General features: G+C 41.8%; 11 protein-coding genes. 6 read left to right on the forward strand and 5 right to left on the reverse strand.

Annotated elements, in window-relative coordinates:
* Window positions 1-314: 314 nt before the first annotated feature.
* From N5O98_RS12785 to recJ, 3 genes are read right to left on the reverse strand one after another with little or no spacing between them, the layout of a single operon-like run.
* Window positions 315-1,277, reverse strand: a complete 963-nt coding sequence (locus tag N5O98_RS12785) for a tetratricopeptide repeat protein (RefSeq protein WP_004311062.1) — start codon at window positions 1,275-1,277, stop codon at window positions 315-317.
* Window positions 1,278-1,316: 39 nt separating this feature from the next.
* Complete coding sequence (locus N5O98_RS12790; protein WP_004311061.1) at window positions 1,317-3,221, reverse strand: RecQ family ATP-dependent DNA helicase; 1,905 nt, start codon at window positions 3,219-3,221, stop codon at window positions 1,317-1,319.
* Window positions 3,214-4,932, reverse strand: a complete 1,719-nt coding sequence (recJ, locus tag N5O98_RS12795; protein ID WP_195664295.1) for a single-stranded-DNA-specific exonuclease RecJ — start codon at window positions 4,930-4,932, stop codon at window positions 3,214-3,216. Before recJ ends, N5O98_RS12790 begins: the two co-directional genes overlap by 8 nt.
* 263 nt (window positions 4,933-5,195) lie before the next feature.
* Here recJ and N5O98_RS12800 point away from each other — a divergent pair, with 263 nt between their 5' ends.
* The 6 genes from N5O98_RS12800 to N5O98_RS12825 all read left to right on the forward strand — a co-directional run bounded on the left by N5O98_RS12800 (window position 5,196) and on the right by N5O98_RS12825 (window position 15,226).
* Complete coding sequence (locus N5O98_RS12800; protein ID WP_032841961.1) at window positions 5,196-5,723, forward strand: RNA polymerase sigma-70 factor; 528 nt, start codon at window positions 5,196-5,198, stop codon at window positions 5,721-5,723.
* A gap of 144 nt (window positions 5,724-5,867) precedes the next feature.
* The gene (locus N5O98_RS12805; protein ID WP_004311058.1) at window positions 5,868-6,812 is read left to right on the forward strand and encodes a FecR family protein; all 945 of its coding nucleotides are present in this window, start codon (window positions 5,868-5,870) and stop codon (window positions 6,810-6,812) included.
* 172 nt (window positions 6,813-6,984) lie between these two features.
* Window positions 6,985-10,542 carry a TonB-dependent receptor gene (locus N5O98_RS12810; RefSeq protein WP_022200047.1) on the forward strand — a complete coding sequence of 1,186 codons (3,558 nt, stop codon included), beginning with the start codon at window positions 6,985-6,987 and terminating at the stop codon, window positions 10,540-10,542.
* Window positions 10,543-10,563: 21 nt separating this feature from the next.
* Window positions 10,564-12,312: a RagB/SusD family nutrient uptake outer membrane protein gene (locus tag N5O98_RS12815; RefSeq protein WP_004311056.1), complete on the forward strand. Its 1,749-nt coding sequence runs from the start codon at window positions 10,564-10,566 to the stop codon at window positions 12,310-12,312.
* Between the two features lie 29 nt (window positions 12,313-12,341).
* A complete protein-coding gene (locus N5O98_RS12820; RefSeq protein ID WP_004311055.1) occupies window positions 12,342-14,324 on the forward strand; it encodes a phosphodiester glycosidase family protein in 1,983 nt (660 codons plus the stop codon).
* A 41-nt stretch (window positions 14,325-14,365) separates the two neighbouring features.
* Window positions 14,366-15,226 carry a phosphodiester glycosidase family protein gene (locus tag N5O98_RS12825; protein ID WP_004311054.1) on the forward strand — a complete coding sequence of 287 codons (861 nt, stop codon included), beginning with the start codon at window positions 14,366-14,368 and terminating at the stop codon, window positions 15,224-15,226.
* A 277-nt stretch (window positions 15,227-15,503) separates the two neighbouring features.
* On the opposite strand, the gene N5O98_RS12830 is transcribed toward N5O98_RS12825, so the two are convergent.
* Window positions 15,504-16,244 (reverse strand): hypothetical protein, encoded by a 741-nt coding sequence (locus N5O98_RS12830; RefSeq protein ID WP_004311053.1) that lies wholly within the window; start codon window positions 16,242-16,244, stop codon window positions 15,504-15,506.
* Between the two features lie 17 nt (window positions 16,245-16,261).
* Window positions 16,262-16,831 (reverse strand): hypothetical protein, encoded by a 570-nt coding sequence (locus tag N5O98_RS12835; RefSeq protein WP_004311052.1) that lies wholly within the window; start codon window positions 16,829-16,831, stop codon window positions 16,262-16,264.
* Between the last annotated feature and the right edge of the window lie 9 nt (window positions 16,832-16,840).

Raw genomic sequence — 16,840 nt, forward strand, 5'->3', positions numbered from 1 at the left:
GATATCAATCCGTCCTGATAGTTTCTACGCTATATAATGGAAGGCTTTCAGCCTTATCAAGCTGATATCAATCCGTCCTGATAGTTTCTACGCTATATAATGGAAGGCTTTCAGCCTTATCAAGCTGATATCAATCCGTCCTGATAGTTTCTACGCTATATAATGGAAGGCTTTCAGCCTTATCAATGTTGATGTCAATCCGTCCTGATAGTTTCTACACTATATAATGGAAGACTTTCAGCTTATCAAGCTGATATCAATCCGTCGTTTCTGATAGTTCCTACACTATATAATGATAGGCTTTCGGTCTTATTTTAAAAGATTCCCGGTAGCGCTTCAGACTTTGGTCCCAGATTCTTGAATTCCCCATTCAGACCAGCTTCCTCCTTCGGATTCAGTTCCAAAGACTTCTTCATGTCCTCTACAGAACCATCCTTATCACCATTCAGCAATTTAGCACGTCCGCGTTCTTTGTAGGCCTCTGCAAAGTTCGGATTCAGTTCGATGGCTTCATCAAACAGTCCGATGGCTTCCGTCAGCTTCTTCTGATTGATATAAAGTTGTCCTAAATAAAGGTAAGCCTGTTCGTTGAACGGGTTTATTTCCGTCACCAGTTTGTAATCCTCTTCCGCTTCTTCGCCCTGACCGTTGGATTCTTTCACTTTTCCACGCAGGAGCATGGCAGTTTCTTCCTCCGGATTTTGAGCAAGTACAGCGTCTATATCCTCCATCATTTCTTTATACTGTTTCAGGTTCAGCAAAGCTTCTGCACGTAGCAGGCGGGCTTCGATGAAATCGTCTTTCAAAGTGATCGCTTTGGTGAGATGGGCAATGGTCATTAGGTCGTCGTTTTGTCCCTTACGGGCTTTTCCTAGCAGATAATGAGCTACGGCATTTCCTTCCTCAATGGCAATTGCTTTATTGGCAGCCTCTTCCATGGCCTGATAATCTTCCTGGATAAAGCATACATTTGCCAGTGTCAGGAAAGTACTCGTGAGATGAGGTTCCATGGCAGCCATTTTTTCCAACAGTTCGCGGGCTTTTGCCGTTTCTCCCATCTGAATGTAGAGTTGGCTAAGATAGCCCATTGTTTCAAACTCTTCCTGAATGGCAAGAGCTTCTGTAAAACATTTTACTGCATAATCCGGACGTCCCATGCGTTGCGCACGTAAACCGTCGTATTTAAAAATCTCGAAATTTTTCTGATCGTTTTTCTGTTTTTCACTTTCCGGAGTTTCCGACTTACCGGAGAAGAAAGATTTAAAAAAGTTCGGCATGACTGTGTTATTTTTGAGTTACCTTGCAAAGGTAGTAACTTATTTTGAAATATGTATCATTCCATCCTGCATCTTCCATTCACCTTCCTCCAATAAATATTGGATGACTTCACTGACTCTCTCTTTCTCCGCTTCTATTTTCTCGGCTATTTCTGCCGGCGTATGCGGTTTTTGGGCAAGTAATTCTGCTATTTTCTTTTTCAGTTCTTCAAGAGACTCCCCGGTCAGCGTATCTGTTGCACGGTGACTAAGGCAAACATCACATTGTCCGCAGTTATGCTCGTTTTTCTCTCCGAAGTAGCGGAGCAGCATCCGGCTTCGGCACACATTCTCCGAAATGACATATTCTTCCATCGCCTTGATGCGAGCTTCATACCGGGCTTTACGCTCTTCGTAGACAGCAGGGGGGATGTGCACAAAACGAAGTTCCTGCCGTTCGCGCGTATATATAATATAAGGAGTCTTTTTGTGCGGAATATAATCCACGATGCGACGTTTGGTAAGCGTGACCAATATGTTATAAATCTGTTCACGGGTCAGTCCGGTACGTACGGACAGGGTGGCTTCGCTGATATAGGCATAATCGGTAAACACTCCGGTGTACGAACGGAGAATCATCTGTATCAGAGCTTCCGCTTCCGTTCCCATTTCCCGCAGTTTGTACAGTTCGTCCCGGCGAATCGTAAAAAGGATGCGTGAGGCGTTGTCCTGTTCGTCCGTATATTCCAGATAACCGGCTTGAGTCAGTATCTTCAGCGCACTGTCTACCGGAACCGGGAAGTATTTGAACTTCCGGCAAAACTCTTCCAGGTTAAATTCACGTACACATTGGAAACCGTCGCCCATTGCCATCTGATAGTAATATTGCAGATGCTCGTACACATTGAGGATATATTCTTTATCGGGAAAAGTATCCACTACACGCCTGTGTAACGTTGTTCTGTCCGTTTTAGTATATAAGATTACGGCATACGCTTTTTCACCGTCTCTTCCTGCACGTCCGGCTTCCTGGAAGTAGGCCTCGAGAGAATCGGGGAGGTCAAGATGTAATACGATACGCACATCGGGCTTATCGATCCCCATGCCAAAGGCATTGGTAGCTACCATCACGCGAACTTCTCCGCTTTGCCAACGTTTTTGACGGAGGTCCTTTACGGCATTATCCAGTCCGGCGTGATAAAAGTCGGCGGTGATATCTTCATTTACCAGTAATTCGGTGATTTCTTTGGTCCGTCGTCTGTTGCGGACATAGATAATGGCGCTGCCCGGTACCTTTCGTAAGATATGCAACAGTTCTTGAGTCTTGTTATCTGTTTGCCGTACCATATACGCCAAGTTTTTCCGCTCGAAACTCATGCGGAAAACATTCTCTTCACGGAAATCCAAGCGGGCTTGAATATCTTTCACCACTTCCGGAGTGGCGGTGGCGGTCAGTGCCAGTACCGGAATTCCCGGTAACAGCGCCCGTATCTCGGCAATTTTCAGGTAAGCGGGGCGGAAGTCATATCCCCATTGTGAGATACAGTGACTTTCGTCAACCGTAATCATAGAGACTTTCATTGACCGCAGTTTGGTGCGGAATATGTCCGTGTCCAGACGTTCCGGAGAAATATAAAGGAATTTGTAATCACCGAAGATGCAGTTTTCAAGTGCAGTGAGAATTTCCTGCCGCGTCATGCCGGAATATACGGCAAGGGCTTTGATACCGCGTTTGCGGAGGTTCTGCACCTGGTCTTTCATCAGGGCGATGAGCGGAGTAATGACAATGCAAATTCCTTCCTGGGCGAGAGCAGGCACTTGAAAGGTGATGGACTTACCGCCTCCGGTAGGCATGAGCCCCAGTGTATCTTTGCCTTCGCCGATACTGGTGATGATCTCCTCCTGCAAGTCGCGGAAGGAGTCATATCCCCAATATTGTTTTAATATCTCCTGATACTTATTCAATCGGCTTTATATCCTCGATTTGAAGTTGAACTTCGCCACGCTTATGCGTGTTTTCTTCAATGGTGTAACAGATGTCGAACGAACGTTTCGTTTTGATATAGCGCACGTGCGAACTCTGTCCGAACGCAATACCGTTCATTACATTATTCGATTTATTATCAACCAGTTCGAGCTTGATATGTTCCTGGTCGCGTCCCACCACTTTGCTTGTTCCATAATCATAGACGTGATGAGTGCAGAAAATGGGTTTCGTGTTGTCGGGACCGAAAGGATTAAACTTTTTCAGGTCGTTGAAGAATTTGGAAGAAATATCCCTGAAGTCGATTTCAGCATCAATTTCGATGACGGCACTGGTTTGTTCCGGCAGGATATGCCGTGAAACGTAGTCTTCGAACCGTTTGGTAAAAGCATCCACATTCTCCACTTTCATTGATAGTCCGGCGGCGTATGTATGTCCTCCGAAGTTTTCCAGCAGGTCGCGGCAATGCTCGATTGCTTTATATACGTCGAAGCCGGAAACAGAACGTGCGGAACCTGTCGCCATGTCATCCGTCCGTGTCAGTACCACGGCAGGGCGGTAATACACTTCCGTCAGACGGGAAGCTACGATACCGATCACTCCTTTGTGCCATTCTTCGTTGTAGAGCACAATAGAGCGGCGGTCGGCTAATCCTTCCAGATTGGCAACGATGTTGTTTGCTTCCTCCGTCATACTTTTGTCGAGGTCTTTCCGGGTTTCGTTGTACTGGTTGATTTGTCCGGCTTTCTCAAGTGCCGCCGAGAAGTCTTTTTCCGTCAGCAGGTCTACTGCTTCTTTCCCATTCTGAATACGTCCCGATGCATTGATGCGCGGTCCGATTTTAAACACAATATCGCTGACAGTAATTTCTTTTTCAGAAAGTCCGCATACATCGATGATGGCCTTCATGCCGATACTCGGGTTACTGTTCAGTTGTTTCAGACCGTGGTAGGCGAGAATACGGTTTTCACCCATAATCGGAACGATGTCCGATGCGATACTCACGGCTACGATGTCGAGCAACGGAATCAGGTGATGGAATTCGATACCGTTACTAATGGCGAACGCCTGCATAAACTTGAAACCGACTCCACAACCGGAAAGGTGGGTGTACGGGTACGTGTTGTCCAGGCGTTTGGCATTTAGAATGGCTACGGCAGGCGGGAGAATATCATCCGGCACGTGATGGTCGCAGATGATAAAGTCAATCCCTTTTTCTTTGGCATACGTGATTTCCTCTACTGCTTTTATTCCGCAATCGAGTACAATAATCAGTCCCACACCGGTTTCAGCGGCGTAGTCCACTCCTTTTTTAGAAATACCATACCCTTCGTTGTATCGGTCGGGTATGTAGTAATCAAGGTTCGAATAGAACTGTTGAATAAACTTGTAGACCAATGCCACAGCAGTAGTACCGTCTACGTCATAATCTCCATAAATTAGAATACGTTCTTTCTTTCCCATCGCCCTGTTCAGACGTTCTACTGCAATATCCATGTCCTTCATCAGGAACGGATCGTGCAGGTCGGGCAACTGCGGGCGGAAAAACTTCTTGGCGTCTGCTGCCTTCGTAATTCTCCGCTGTACCAAAAGTTGTCCAAGAATCGGGCTAATCCCTAATTCCTGGGCCAATGTCTGGCTTGTCTCTGCCTGTTCGGGTGTAATGGGTCGATAATTCCATTTGTGATTCATTTTATATATTGTTTTTTCTTTTTCTGTTCTCAAGGGTTGGAAAGGCACTTCTTCCCAACAAGGGGTAAAAGTACGAAAAAAAGCGGAAGTGTATAGTAGATAAGACGAAAATATTTCAAGGGCAGTGGAAAACCGGAAGTTTGATATGGGGTGTCTTTTAGTTTTTATAGTTGATTTTTGGAAGATAACTTTTTTGGTTTATCTTTGCTCCACCAATAAGAATCTGATAAATGAGAAAGCCGGGTAACGTCACAGACTTCAATATGACATTTGATAATATCTATTCAGAGTATTATCAACGTTGCTTTCTATTCGCCAAATCCTATCTCCATGATGAAATGCTGTCGAAAGATATAGCTTCCGAAGCGATGATTACCTTATGGACTACGATGAAAACGGAAGAAGTGGATAATATCCGTGCTTTCTTGATGACCGTAGTAAAGAACCAATCGTTGAATCATCTGCGAAACGAACACCTGCGGATGGAAGCTCGTGAGAATATCCTGAATGACGAACTCTATGAGCTCGATTTCCGCATCTCTTCTTTGGACGCCTGCAATCCGACGGATATTTTCTCGGAAGAGATTAACAGGATTGTCAACCGGACATTGGATACATTGCCGCTGCAAACCCGGAATGTTTTTAGAATGAGCCGCTATGAGAACAAATCTATAAAAGAAATAGCCGATACGTTGAATATCAGCGTCAAAGGTGTCGATTATCATATAGGTAAGGCGTTGAAAGCCTTACGTGTTAATCTGAAAGATTATCTTTATCTCTTCTTCATTTAATAAAGTACTGCTTTATTCCCAGTCTATTAATAACCTGTTGATTGAAGAATAACTCACTTTTTCATCTTTTCAACTAGTGAACTTCTTTCCTGGTGTGTCTATTATGTACAAGGCGGATAAATGCTTTGTATAATAGAACGTTATATGGACATAAAACTACTTAATAAATATATTGCCGGTGACGTACTTCCCGAAGAAAAGAAGGAAGTGATACGCTGGATGAAAGAGAGCGAAGAACATCGTGAACAACTGATGCAGTTACATCGCATTTATAACGCAACCCTTTGGAACGGAAACGTTGACGGACAGAATACGAAGAATACGGAAAAGAAGAAGCCTGTAATGCGGTATCTCTGGACGTCGATGAAGATAGCCGCGGTAGTTGCCATGCTCGCTTTCATCATCCATAAGGAATATCAGGGCTATCGGTTGGAGCATTCTACCGACATGCAGACTGTGACCGTTCCAGCAGGACAGCGTGCCAATCTGATATTGGCTGACGGGACAACAGTTTGGTTGAACTCCAACTCCACATTGAAATACCCCGCGAACGGCTTCCACTCTAAAAACAGAAAAGTGGCTTTAGAAGGAGAAGGATACTTTGAAGTGGCGCACGACGAGAAACACCCTTTCATTGTTGAAACGCAGAAATATGATATCCGGGTATTGGGAACCACTTTCAATGTGTCCGCCTATCCGAATTCCGATATGTTTGAAACGTCTCTGATAGAAGGAAAAGTAACCGTCTACCAGCCGGATACGCAAAACGAAATAGTGCTGAAACCGTATGAGAAAGTAGAAGCGAGAGACGGTAAACTTTATAAAGAGGCATTCACTTCGGACAACGATTTCCTCTGGCGGATGGGAATCTATTCCTTTAAGAATGAACCTTTGGAAACGGTATTCAAGAAATTGGAGCAATATTATGAAGTGAAGATTATCAACAATAATCAAGAGATAGCTTCCCGTCCGTGTACAGGTAAGTTCCGGCAGAAAGAAGGTATTGAACACGTGATGAAGGTATTGCAGAAGTACGTTAAATTTAACTATATGCAGGATGATGAGAAGAATCAGATTATCATCTATTGATAAAGAAGTATGAATCCTAAAATGAAAAACATGAGAACAAGAGCACCTGTCTGTTTAAAACGAAAATATCGGTAAATGCTGCAACATTTACCGATATGTGAGAAGTCAATAAAAAAGACTCGACTTTCATTCCAAATCTTTATGTATTAACTTAATAACTCTAGGCAAAGATATGAAAAATAATCTTTGGTGTGGACGTATTGTCCATAGAAAAACACACTCTACTCAAATTTTAAGAATTATGAGGTTAACTGTCTTTTTCCTGTTATTCATTATTTCTGAGACGTATGCCCTGGATGGCTATTCTCAGAATCAAAAAGTTACGATGAATAAAGGAACCGCAACATTCGCCGAAATCATCAGGCAGATTGAAAAACAAACAGACTATTTGTTTATCTATAATGAGCATGAGATTGCTTTGGACAAACAAATAGCAGTATCTACTCGGGAAACCACGGTTGCCGAAATTCTTAATAGAGTTTTGCAAGGAACAGGTTTCTCGTATACGATGGAAGGCAACCATATTATTCTGGTGAAAAGTATGGAGAAAATGAAAAACGTAACTCTCGGTCGGAAGATAACAGGAACTGTGAAAGATGATTTGGGAGAGGCTATTGTTGGTTGTAATGTGGCTGTTAAAGGTGAGAAAATAGGAGCCATCACCGATATGGATGGAAGATATACTATCGAGGTTCCGGACAATAGTATATTGGTTTTCTCATTTTTAGGTTATAAGAGCGTTGAATCTCCCGTCAAGAATAATTCGGTTATCAATATAACCATGCAAGAAGACTCCAGATCTTTGGAAGAAGTGGTGGTTGTAGGTTATGGAACACAGAAGAAAGTCAATTTGACAGGTGCCGTGTCTGTGGTAGAGGGGGATCAATTGGCAGGGCGTTCTGCTTCGACTATGTCTCAATTACTGCAAGGAGCAGTTCCTAACATGACTGTCTCTTTTTCTTCCGGTCGTGCAGGAGATGGAGGTTCGTTTAATATCAGAGGTGTGAATTCCATTAGTGGTTCTGCCAAACCGTTGGTCCTTATTGATGGAGTGGAGGGAGATGTGAATCGTGTCAATCCGAATGATGTCGCCTCTGTTTCGGTCTTAAAAGATGCGTCGTCTGCGGCAATTTATGGAGCACGTGCCGCCTATGGAGTTATTCTGGTAACTACAAAAACGGGAGAAAAAGGCAAAGTCACTCTTAATTATAACGGACGATATAGCTTTAGTGATGTAACTACGTCGACAGATTATGAAACCCGTGGATATTATGCGGCCGGTATTAGTGATATGTTTTTCTCTACCTGGCAAGGGACACCATTGCTCACATATACGGAAAAGGATTATCATGAGTTGTGGATCAGGAGAAATGATAAGACGGAACAACCCGAACGGTCCTGGGTAGTAACTGAAAACGGACAGTATAAATACTATGGGAATTTTGATTGGTATAATTATTTATATGACCATAAACGTCCGACGCATGAACATAATGTAAGCATTTCCGGTGGAAGTGAACATTTGAAGTTCAGGCTTTCCGGAGGATATTATAATCAGAAAGGAGTTCTTAAAATACAACCGGACAAGTATGAACGCTATAACTTCAAATCAAGGCTGGAAGCCAAAGTGACTCCATGGTTATCCGTCAGTAATAATACCTCTTATTTCAAATCGAATTACTCCTATCCGGGACTTGGTGGAGTGAATACAATATTTAAGAATGCAAGCTATCGTGCCTTGCCTATATTAGTGCCTGTACATCCTGATGGTACACTGGTGTATGAAACTAATATCATGAACTATACTTTGGCGGGTACCACTGTTGCATTATCTAATAAGAAACATAATAATAAAGATGAGATAGACGAGTTTATGACCACATTTGAAGTAGTTATAAATCCGGTAAAACATGTTGAAATCATAGGGAATTACACATATTCGAAATATGACAAGAAATGTACCAATAGAAGTGTAGACATGCAATACTCCAAGGTACCGGGTGTTACGATTACCATGCCCGAGAGTACAAGCGGAGGGAATAAACTGACTGTGTTGAATACAAAAAATCTGTATTATGCATATAATGCTTACGGAACTTATGGTAACTTGTTTGCCGGCTCTCATAATGTGAAACTGACAGGCGGTATCAACTATGAGACAAAATCTTATGAAGATCTGACTGTGAGCAAAGATGGACTGTTATCTGATGAATTGAATGACTTTAATCTGGCTAAGGGAGAAAATACAGTAGTCACCGGAGGAAAGAATAAATATGCTTTATTTGGTGTCTTTTATAGGGCAAACTATGATTATAAAGGAAGATACCTGTTTGAGGCGAGCGGAAGATACGATGGCAGTTCCCGGTTTAAAAAAGGCCATCGGTACGGCTTCTTCCCATCGTTCTCCGCCGGATGGCGCATTAGCGAAGAGCCTTTTTATGGAGCATTGAAAAATACAGTAGATAACCTAAAGTTACGACTGTCTTATGGAACTTTGGGCAATCAGCAAGTTGGTTATTATGATTATCTGCAGCAAATAGAAACAGGAAAAGTTCTTAATTATTCGTTTGGTGATAAAGAAAAAGCCTCGTATGCCTATGAAACCGCTCCTAATGCTTCCGACTTGACATGGGAAACCGTAGTTACTAAAAATATTGGTCTTGATATCGGTATCTTCAATAATAGATTGAATATTTCGGCAGATGCTTATATAAGGGATACAAAAGACATGCTAATGCCCGGCAAAGCATTACCGTCTGTCTATGGCGCAAAATCTCCTAATATGAATGCTGCTGACTTAAGGACCAAAGGTTGGGAATTGGTCGTTGCCTGGAATGACCGTTTTAATGTGATGGACAAACCTTTTAACTATGGTGTTTCGTTTGGAATCGGGGATAATGTCTCCAAGATTACGAAATATGATAACCCTAATAAAGAAATCAGCTCTCCTTATGTCGGTCAGAGACTGGGAGATATATGGGGGTATATGGTTGATGGCTATTTTGCGACAGATGAAGAGGCAGCTAATTATGGAGTAGACCAGAGTGTCGTAAACTATATCATCAATAATGCCGTTGTCGATAGAGGACTGCATGCTGGAGACATGAAATATCTCGATCTTGATGGCAATAATAAGATCGAACAAACTGTCAGTGCTAATGATATTAAGGACCAACGGATTATAGGTAATTCTCTTCCGCGCTATACGTACAGCATCAGACTTAATGCAGAATGGAATGGCATTGACTTTTCCGTGTTCTTTCAGGGAGTGGGGAAACAAGACTGGTACCCATCCAGTGATGCATTTGCCTTTTGGGGACCGTATAGTTCACCAGCACCAAGTTTCATTCCGAAGGATTTTCTGGCAGACGTATGGAGCGTAGACAATCCTGATGCTTATTTCCCCCGTCCCAGAGGATATATCGCATGGACTGATGGCCGTTCCTTGTCATCGGTTAATAACAGATACTTGCAAAGTCTTGCCTATTGCCGACTGAAAAACCTGACCGTAGGATATACGTTACCTGTTAAATGGTTATCAAAGATACATGTACAGAAAGCCCGTCTCTATTTCAGTGGTGAGAATCTGCTCACATTAGACAGGCTGGATACGGATTATATTGATCCGGAAGCGGCTGCTGCCGGAACAAATTGGAAAACAGGTAAGACTAATGCACTCTCTTATCCGTTCTCAAAGACCTATTCTTTTGGTATTGATATTACATTCTGATAATAACTAATATATCTATATATGAAAACCAAGTTTAGTATCATATTTATGTGGTTGTTTACCATTCTTTTTATATCGTGTGATAAACTGGACCTTTATCCTGAAGACAGTTTGTCTCCAACCACCTATTTCAAGAATGAAAACGAACTTCAACTGTATAGTAATCAGTTTTACTATAATATACTGCCTACTGCAGCAGATATTTATAAAGATAATGCAGATGTATTGATTGTTTCTCCGTTGGATGATGAGGTAACTGGGCAACGGATCATTCCATCGACGGGTGGAGGATGGAATTGGGAGGCATTGAGAAGTCTTAATTTCTTGTTAGAGAATTCTCATAATTGTGAAGATCAAGATGTACGTAATAAGTACGATGCAATCACCCGTTTTTTCAGGGCTTATTTTTACTTTAAGAAAGTACAGCGATTTGGAGATGTCCCCTGGTATGATAAAGTACTGGATTCATCTGATGCTGAACTGTTGTATAAACCCCGGGATTCCAGAGAGTTTGTGATGCAGAAAATCATTGAAGATTTGGATTTTGCTATTACTACTTTATCCAAAGAAAAAGAACTTTACAGAGTCAGTAAATGGGCTGCATTGGCACTGAAGTCAAGAGTTTGTTTGTTTGAAGGCACTTTCCGTAAGTATCATGGGATAGCAGACTACGAAAAATATTTGGATGCGTGCATTACTGCTTCCGATGACTTTATGAAGAATAGTGGATATAGCTTGTATAAAACAGGCAGTACTCCTTATCAGACTCTTTTTTCTTCCTTGAATGCCATTCAGCAGGAAATTGTTTTGGCTAGAGACTATAATGGGACACTGAATATCCGTCACGACGTGCAAGGTTTTGAAAATACAGCTTCGAAAGGCAGACCCGGATTATCGAAAAAGATTGTAAATATGTATTTGAATAAGAACGGTTCTCGTTTTACGGACATGCAAGGATATGCCACTAAGGTATTTTTTGATGAATGTCAGAACAGAGATCCTCGTTTGGCACAGACCATCCGTACTCCCGGATATATACGTCCGGGAGAAACGAAACAGTCGGGTCCTAATTTCTCTTCGGCAATGACTGGGTATCATTTAATTAAATATTCGGGTGCCACCAAATATGATGTAGGTGACACGTCTGAGAATGATTTTCCTATTTTCAGGACGGCGGAGGTTTTTTTGAATTATGTGGAAGCCAAAGCGGAAAGGGGAACGTTGGAACAGAATGATATTGACAGGACGATTAAATTAATAAGGGATAGGGTAGGAATGCCGAACCTGAATATGAGTGACGCTAATACGGACCCCGATCCTTATCTGCTGAATGTCTATCCTAATGTCTCTGAAACGAATAAAGGAGTCATACTGGAAATCCGTCGTGAAAGAGTCATAGAATTGTTAATGGAAGGCTTCCGTTATTATGATTTAATGCGTTGGAAAGCGGGGAGTTGTATGGATGATGAGTTTTTGGGAATGTATTTCCCCGGTCCGGGTAATTATGACCTGAATCATGACGGGACTATTGATGTCTGTCTGTATAAAGGAGCAAAGCCTGGTGGTGTCAATGCGCTTGAATATCTGGAGATTGGAGTTACGGTAGAACTGACAGAAGGAGAATCCGGGAATGTGATTTGCTATAAAGATGTTCCTCGCCAGTGGAATGAAGAACGGGACTATTTATACCCGATTCCAAGGCAGGACCGTATTTTGACAAATGGAGCTCTGACACAGAATCCGGGATGGAATGATAATTTAAACTTTTAATTTGATCGGTCATGAAAGAATATAGAATAATGATATTACTAGTTTCTACGCTTTTTATAATAGCTATCAGCTGCTCCAGCCAACTGGACAATGAAGATTTCAGCGATATGATAGGAAAGGGACAGAATTATACTCCTCCTCCTATCCCGGTTGAAGAACCGACATTGAAGGACAAAGATGGCTGGAAAATAGATTCTATTGACGGAAAGAGTTTTATATGGTACTCCTATAATAAAGGGGCTTTCAATGCCCAACAACAAGTAAATGTGCTTGAAATCGACCTGTCGAGTCCTGATTACGAATTGGAGTTTGTTTCGGCTCCTCAACTCGATTCTTTGTCAAGCGTTGCTCTGAAACATGATGCGGTAGCCGGAATTAATGGTACGTATGAACTTGAAGCCTCTTTCGTAAAAGTCAATGGCTCAATAATTTCACCGATCACTCTTCCCGAAGGGCATTTAAGATATTGGAAACATGAAGGGGCCATAGCTTATGACGGCTATAAGGTTGAAATTGGATATGGAACAAAGGAATCATATTCCTATAATTCAATGCCTAACATATTCTCGGGAGCACCAGTCTTGATAGATGATTATCAACCGGTAGGGGAAACATTTATTGGAGATATAACCGGAATCAACCTGAATTCCTTGGATGGAGAGGATTACCGAAGACATCAGGGAGTACGTCATCCCCGTACCGCTGTGGCTTTGACAGAACAGAATAAGCTTTTGTTGGTAACAGTGGACGGTCGTGCGGATTTGGCGGCAGGAATGACTGCCAAAGAGCTTACCTCCTTTATAAACCAGTATTTTAAACCACAGCATGCCTTGAACGTAGACGGGGGAGGGTCTACAACGATGTATATACGCGACAGTAATCTTTCAGTCACAGATGTAGTCAACTATCCGTGTGATAATAAAAAGTTCGATCATTACGGACAACGCAGTGTCAGGACTTTCATCTTGGTAAAGAAGCATAGCAACGGGCAGTTGTTTGACTCTGGTGACGGTTCGGAGGATAATCCTTATATTATAAAAACGGCGAGACATATGCAGGATATGCATAAGGTCAATTATTCTAAAGGAATGGTTTATTTCAGAATGGAGGCCGATGTGAATATGTCAGGGATTGATTGGCAGGCTTTGAATGTGAGTGAGCCTTATGACAGATTCGTCCATTTTGACGGAAACGGGCATGTTATAAAAGGCTTGAAATCGCAAGGTAACTATGCCAGCTTGTTCGGGGTGTTATGTGGAGTCTGCAAGAATTTGGGAATTGTGGATGCAGATATTGTGGCACAAAATGGAGGCGGAATATTAGCCGGTTATGTAGGGATAAAAATCCCGACTTCGGACGTATTTACCGGAAGTGTAGAAAATTGTTATACGAGCGGAAAGGTATCGGGATTTGATATAATTGGCGGTATTTCTGGTAATATCGGTAAACCGAGCGGCTCTGTGTATTCATCCATTAAGAATTGTTATTCTACTGCTACGGTTACAGCGAAGAATGAAACAGGAAATTCACGTGCCGGGGGGATAGTAGGTATTGTCTGGGCTGGTGGTATATTGGAGAATTGCTATGCGGCAGGTGAAGTTATTTCAATGAATTCCGGAGCAGCAGGTATCGGAGCTTATTTTGATACTGCACCTAAAAGATGCGTTGCTTTGAATAAATTAGTGGAAAATAAGAAAAATGGTGTAAATTTGGGGCGTATTGCCGCCTTCATGGGAGCAGCTAATATGACGGTTGTTGATTGTTGGGCAACAGACGATATGAAGATTTTGAATGCCGGAGTACCTAAAACCGAATTTTCCGGTGAATTAGTCGGTGTGAAGCAACCTCACGATGGGGAAACTAAGTCGAAGGAGTTCTTATCGAATATGCAGAACTACCTTGATGCAGGATGGGGAAACTCATGGTATTACAAGGTAAATGCGAAAGGATATCCTATTCTGTTATGGCAATATAATCGGGAAGATTATAATACGGACATTACTGGTCATTAAGACTAATATATATTATACTTAACACATTTATTCGTTAGTTTATGAAGAAAAACTTGTTAATCGTCGTTATCCTGGCTGTATGCTCCATTGAAATGGTAAAAGGGCAGACAGTAGCGGATTCATTGGCAATTGTATCTGCTTGTTGGAAGATAGAAAATTTTCAAAAAGGAATTGTATATAAGTATGCTTCTATCCCTCAATTATATCAAGGTCCCCAATCTATCAGCCTGATAGAAATTGATCCTGTTGCAGGTTTGAAAGTCGGTGTTGCCGTTTCGGATAAAATGAAAGAAACAAGTAAGATTGCTTCTGAATATAACGCCATTGCAGCCATTAATGGCTCCTATTTTGACATGAAACGGGGAAACTCGGTCTGCTTCCTGAAGGCGGATCGCCAGATTATTGATACAACGATGCAGAGTGAGTTTAAACTGCGTGTTACAGGAGCTATTAATGTGCGCAAAGGGAAGATAAAGTTAATCCCTTGGAGCAAACAGATAGAAAAGAATTATAAAGGCAAAGCAGGTACGATACTAGCTTCCGGTCCGTTAATGTTGAAAGACGGACAGGTTTGTGATTGGAACTCGTGTGAACCGAATTTTATCCGGACGAAGCACCCTCGTAGTGCTGTTGCTACTACTAAGGATGGAAAAGTCCTGTTGATAACGGTAGACGGGCGTTTTCCTGAACAAGCAGGAGGAGTGAATATTCCGGAATTGGCACATCTGATCCGGGTTTTAGGAGGTGAGGATGCATTAAATTTGGATGGAGGTGGATCTACTACTCTTTGGTTGTCCGGTGCATCGGATAATGGAGTCGTTAATTATCCTTGTGACAATGGGCGGTTTGACCATGCCGGAGAACGGAAAGTTCCTAATATTCTTTATATAACGCATCAATAACGTTTCCATTATTCTTCATTGTATTTAAGGTCTTTCAGTGCATAGATTAAGACTTTTCAGTGCAGAAACTAGTGACTTTTTATGCAGTCGGGTGGTTGTCCTGTTGTAACGGGACAATGGGCACTTTATAAAAAGACGAATGTCACCTTATAGGGTGACATTTATCATTCTATAAGGTGACTAGCTATCCTCAAAAGGATGAAAATTACTAAAGATACAAAATTAATTAGTGAAAAGCAATAGTAGGGTAAGAAATTTATCTGTATTGCAAACAGGCTTAGAATTCAAATCCGAATCTAGCTCCTACTCCATGTAACTCCCATGTATCATTCCAACTGTTATGATAATAATGCCCTCCATAGCTGCAACTATAATCTGTTGTGGCGTCATAATCTTGGAAGTTATACATCAAAGCTAAATTCAAGGCCTTTTTCCCTTTTAAAGAGAAACGTACTCCTACTCCTATTGAAGCATACGCTCCTTCTATGTCTCCTACAGCATATCCGGCTTTTACGTCGGCGAACGGAGTCACTTTTTTGTTGATGAAGTTAGCTCTGAAGTTAGCATAGATGGGGGCTGCATAAAGAACTGCATCGGTATAGTAGTTGAAAGCAACGCCACCACCTACAAAGAAATAATTGTTGAATTGATAACCATGTGTGGTTGATAATTCAATTTTAGAGGCATTGTAGTCGCTCACATCGCCAATATATGCAAAGTCTACGAAACCCTTATAGCCTTTTAATGTATTTCTTGCGGCTTTGCGGTCGTTGGTATCCTTACGATAATCTCTTGTGTACCGCTCTTCTTTTGTGATTTTAGTCACATCACTCATCTGACAGATGATGAGGCTGCCATCACCTGTTTTGATTTTTAAAGAGACATTGGGCACTTGTTCAATGATTACTCCTTTAATAATGCTGCCATTCTTTAAATACACTACTTCTGTGTAATTCTGTGCTGCGACATACGTACTGATACTTAATAATAAGGTCAGTACTAATAGTAGTTTTCTCATACTTGTATTTTTATTGTTTATAGTTTCTTGAGTGCGCTATAGATAGAGCCTGCCCAATAGTTGCGCAATCCGAAACCACGTGCCTTGCCGTCGGTAATCCATTCTTCAATGATTTCCTTTGTTTCGGTATTGAAGAATACGACTTCATACGTACCTCTATTGTTTGATTTGTCCAGGAACTGTGCGATAAACACCATACCTACTCCGGGTGTTTTCTGGATAGGCAATGCGTTGATGGCTGCTTTGATTTGCTCTTTACTAAGAGTATATTCTCTTTTAGCAGTCATTAGCTCGGTCAGGTCGATGTTTTCGTTCACCTGATTAACGGCATCCAGTGAAATCTCTGTCACTTCTTTTTTCAATTGTTTTCCTACGTTATACTTCTTAGCTTCTGTGATGAACAGTTCATTGATACGTCTGAAAGCATCTTTGAATTGTGCCGGTGATTCATCTGCACCGAAAATTTTTACTTGGGAGTAGTCTACCCCATAGAACTTAATAGACTGAATGTCTTTCAATGCACTCTTGCCTTGTCCGAAACAGAACAGGCTCGTGCTCAAGAATAAGAATAGAATAAGTTTTTTCATATACGTTAA

The sequence above is a fragment of the Bacteroides sp. LFL-34 genome (assembly GCF_027257075.1).
Taxonomy (GTDB): Bacteria; Bacteroidota; Bacteroidia; order Bacteroidales; family Bacteroidaceae; genus Bacteroides; species Bacteroides ovatus.

Excerpts from the sequence above, each read along its gene's own strand:
- N5O98_RS12830 (WP_004311053.1), bottom strand. The coding sequence starts at position 16,244 with ATGAGAAAACTACTATTAGTACTGACCTTATTATTAAGTATCAGTACG.
- N5O98_RS12820 (WP_004311055.1), top strand. The coding sequence starts at position 12,342 with ATGATATTACTAGTTTCTACGCTTTTTATAATAGCTATCAGCTGCTCC.
- N5O98_RS12835 (WP_004311052.1), bottom strand. The coding sequence starts at position 16,831 with ATGAAAAAACTTATTCTATTCTTATTCTTGAGCACGAGCCTGTTCTGT.
- recJ (WP_195664295.1), bottom strand. The coding sequence starts at position 4,932 with ATGAATCACAAATGGAATTATCGACCCATTACACCCGAACAGGCAGAG.
- N5O98_RS12800 (WP_032841961.1), top strand. The coding sequence starts at position 5,196 with ATGACATTTGATAATATCTATTCAGAGTATTATCAACGTTGCTTTCTA.
- N5O98_RS12805 (WP_004311058.1), top strand. The coding sequence starts at position 5,868 with ATGGACATAAAACTACTTAATAAATATATTGCCGGTGACGTACTTCCC.
- N5O98_RS12815 (WP_004311056.1), top strand. The coding sequence starts at position 10,564 with ATGAAAACCAAGTTTAGTATCATATTTATGTGGTTGTTTACCATTCTT.
- N5O98_RS12810 (WP_022200047.1), top strand. The coding sequence starts at position 6,985 with ATGAAAAATAATCTTTGGTGTGGACGTATTGTCCATAGAAAAACACAC.
- N5O98_RS12825 (WP_004311054.1), top strand. The coding sequence starts at position 14,366 with ATGAAGAAAAACTTGTTAATCGTCGTTATCCTGGCTGTATGCTCCATT.
- N5O98_RS12785 (WP_004311062.1), bottom strand. The coding sequence starts at position 1,277 with ATGCCGAACTTTTTTAAATCTTTCTTCTCCGGTAAGTCGGAAACTCCG.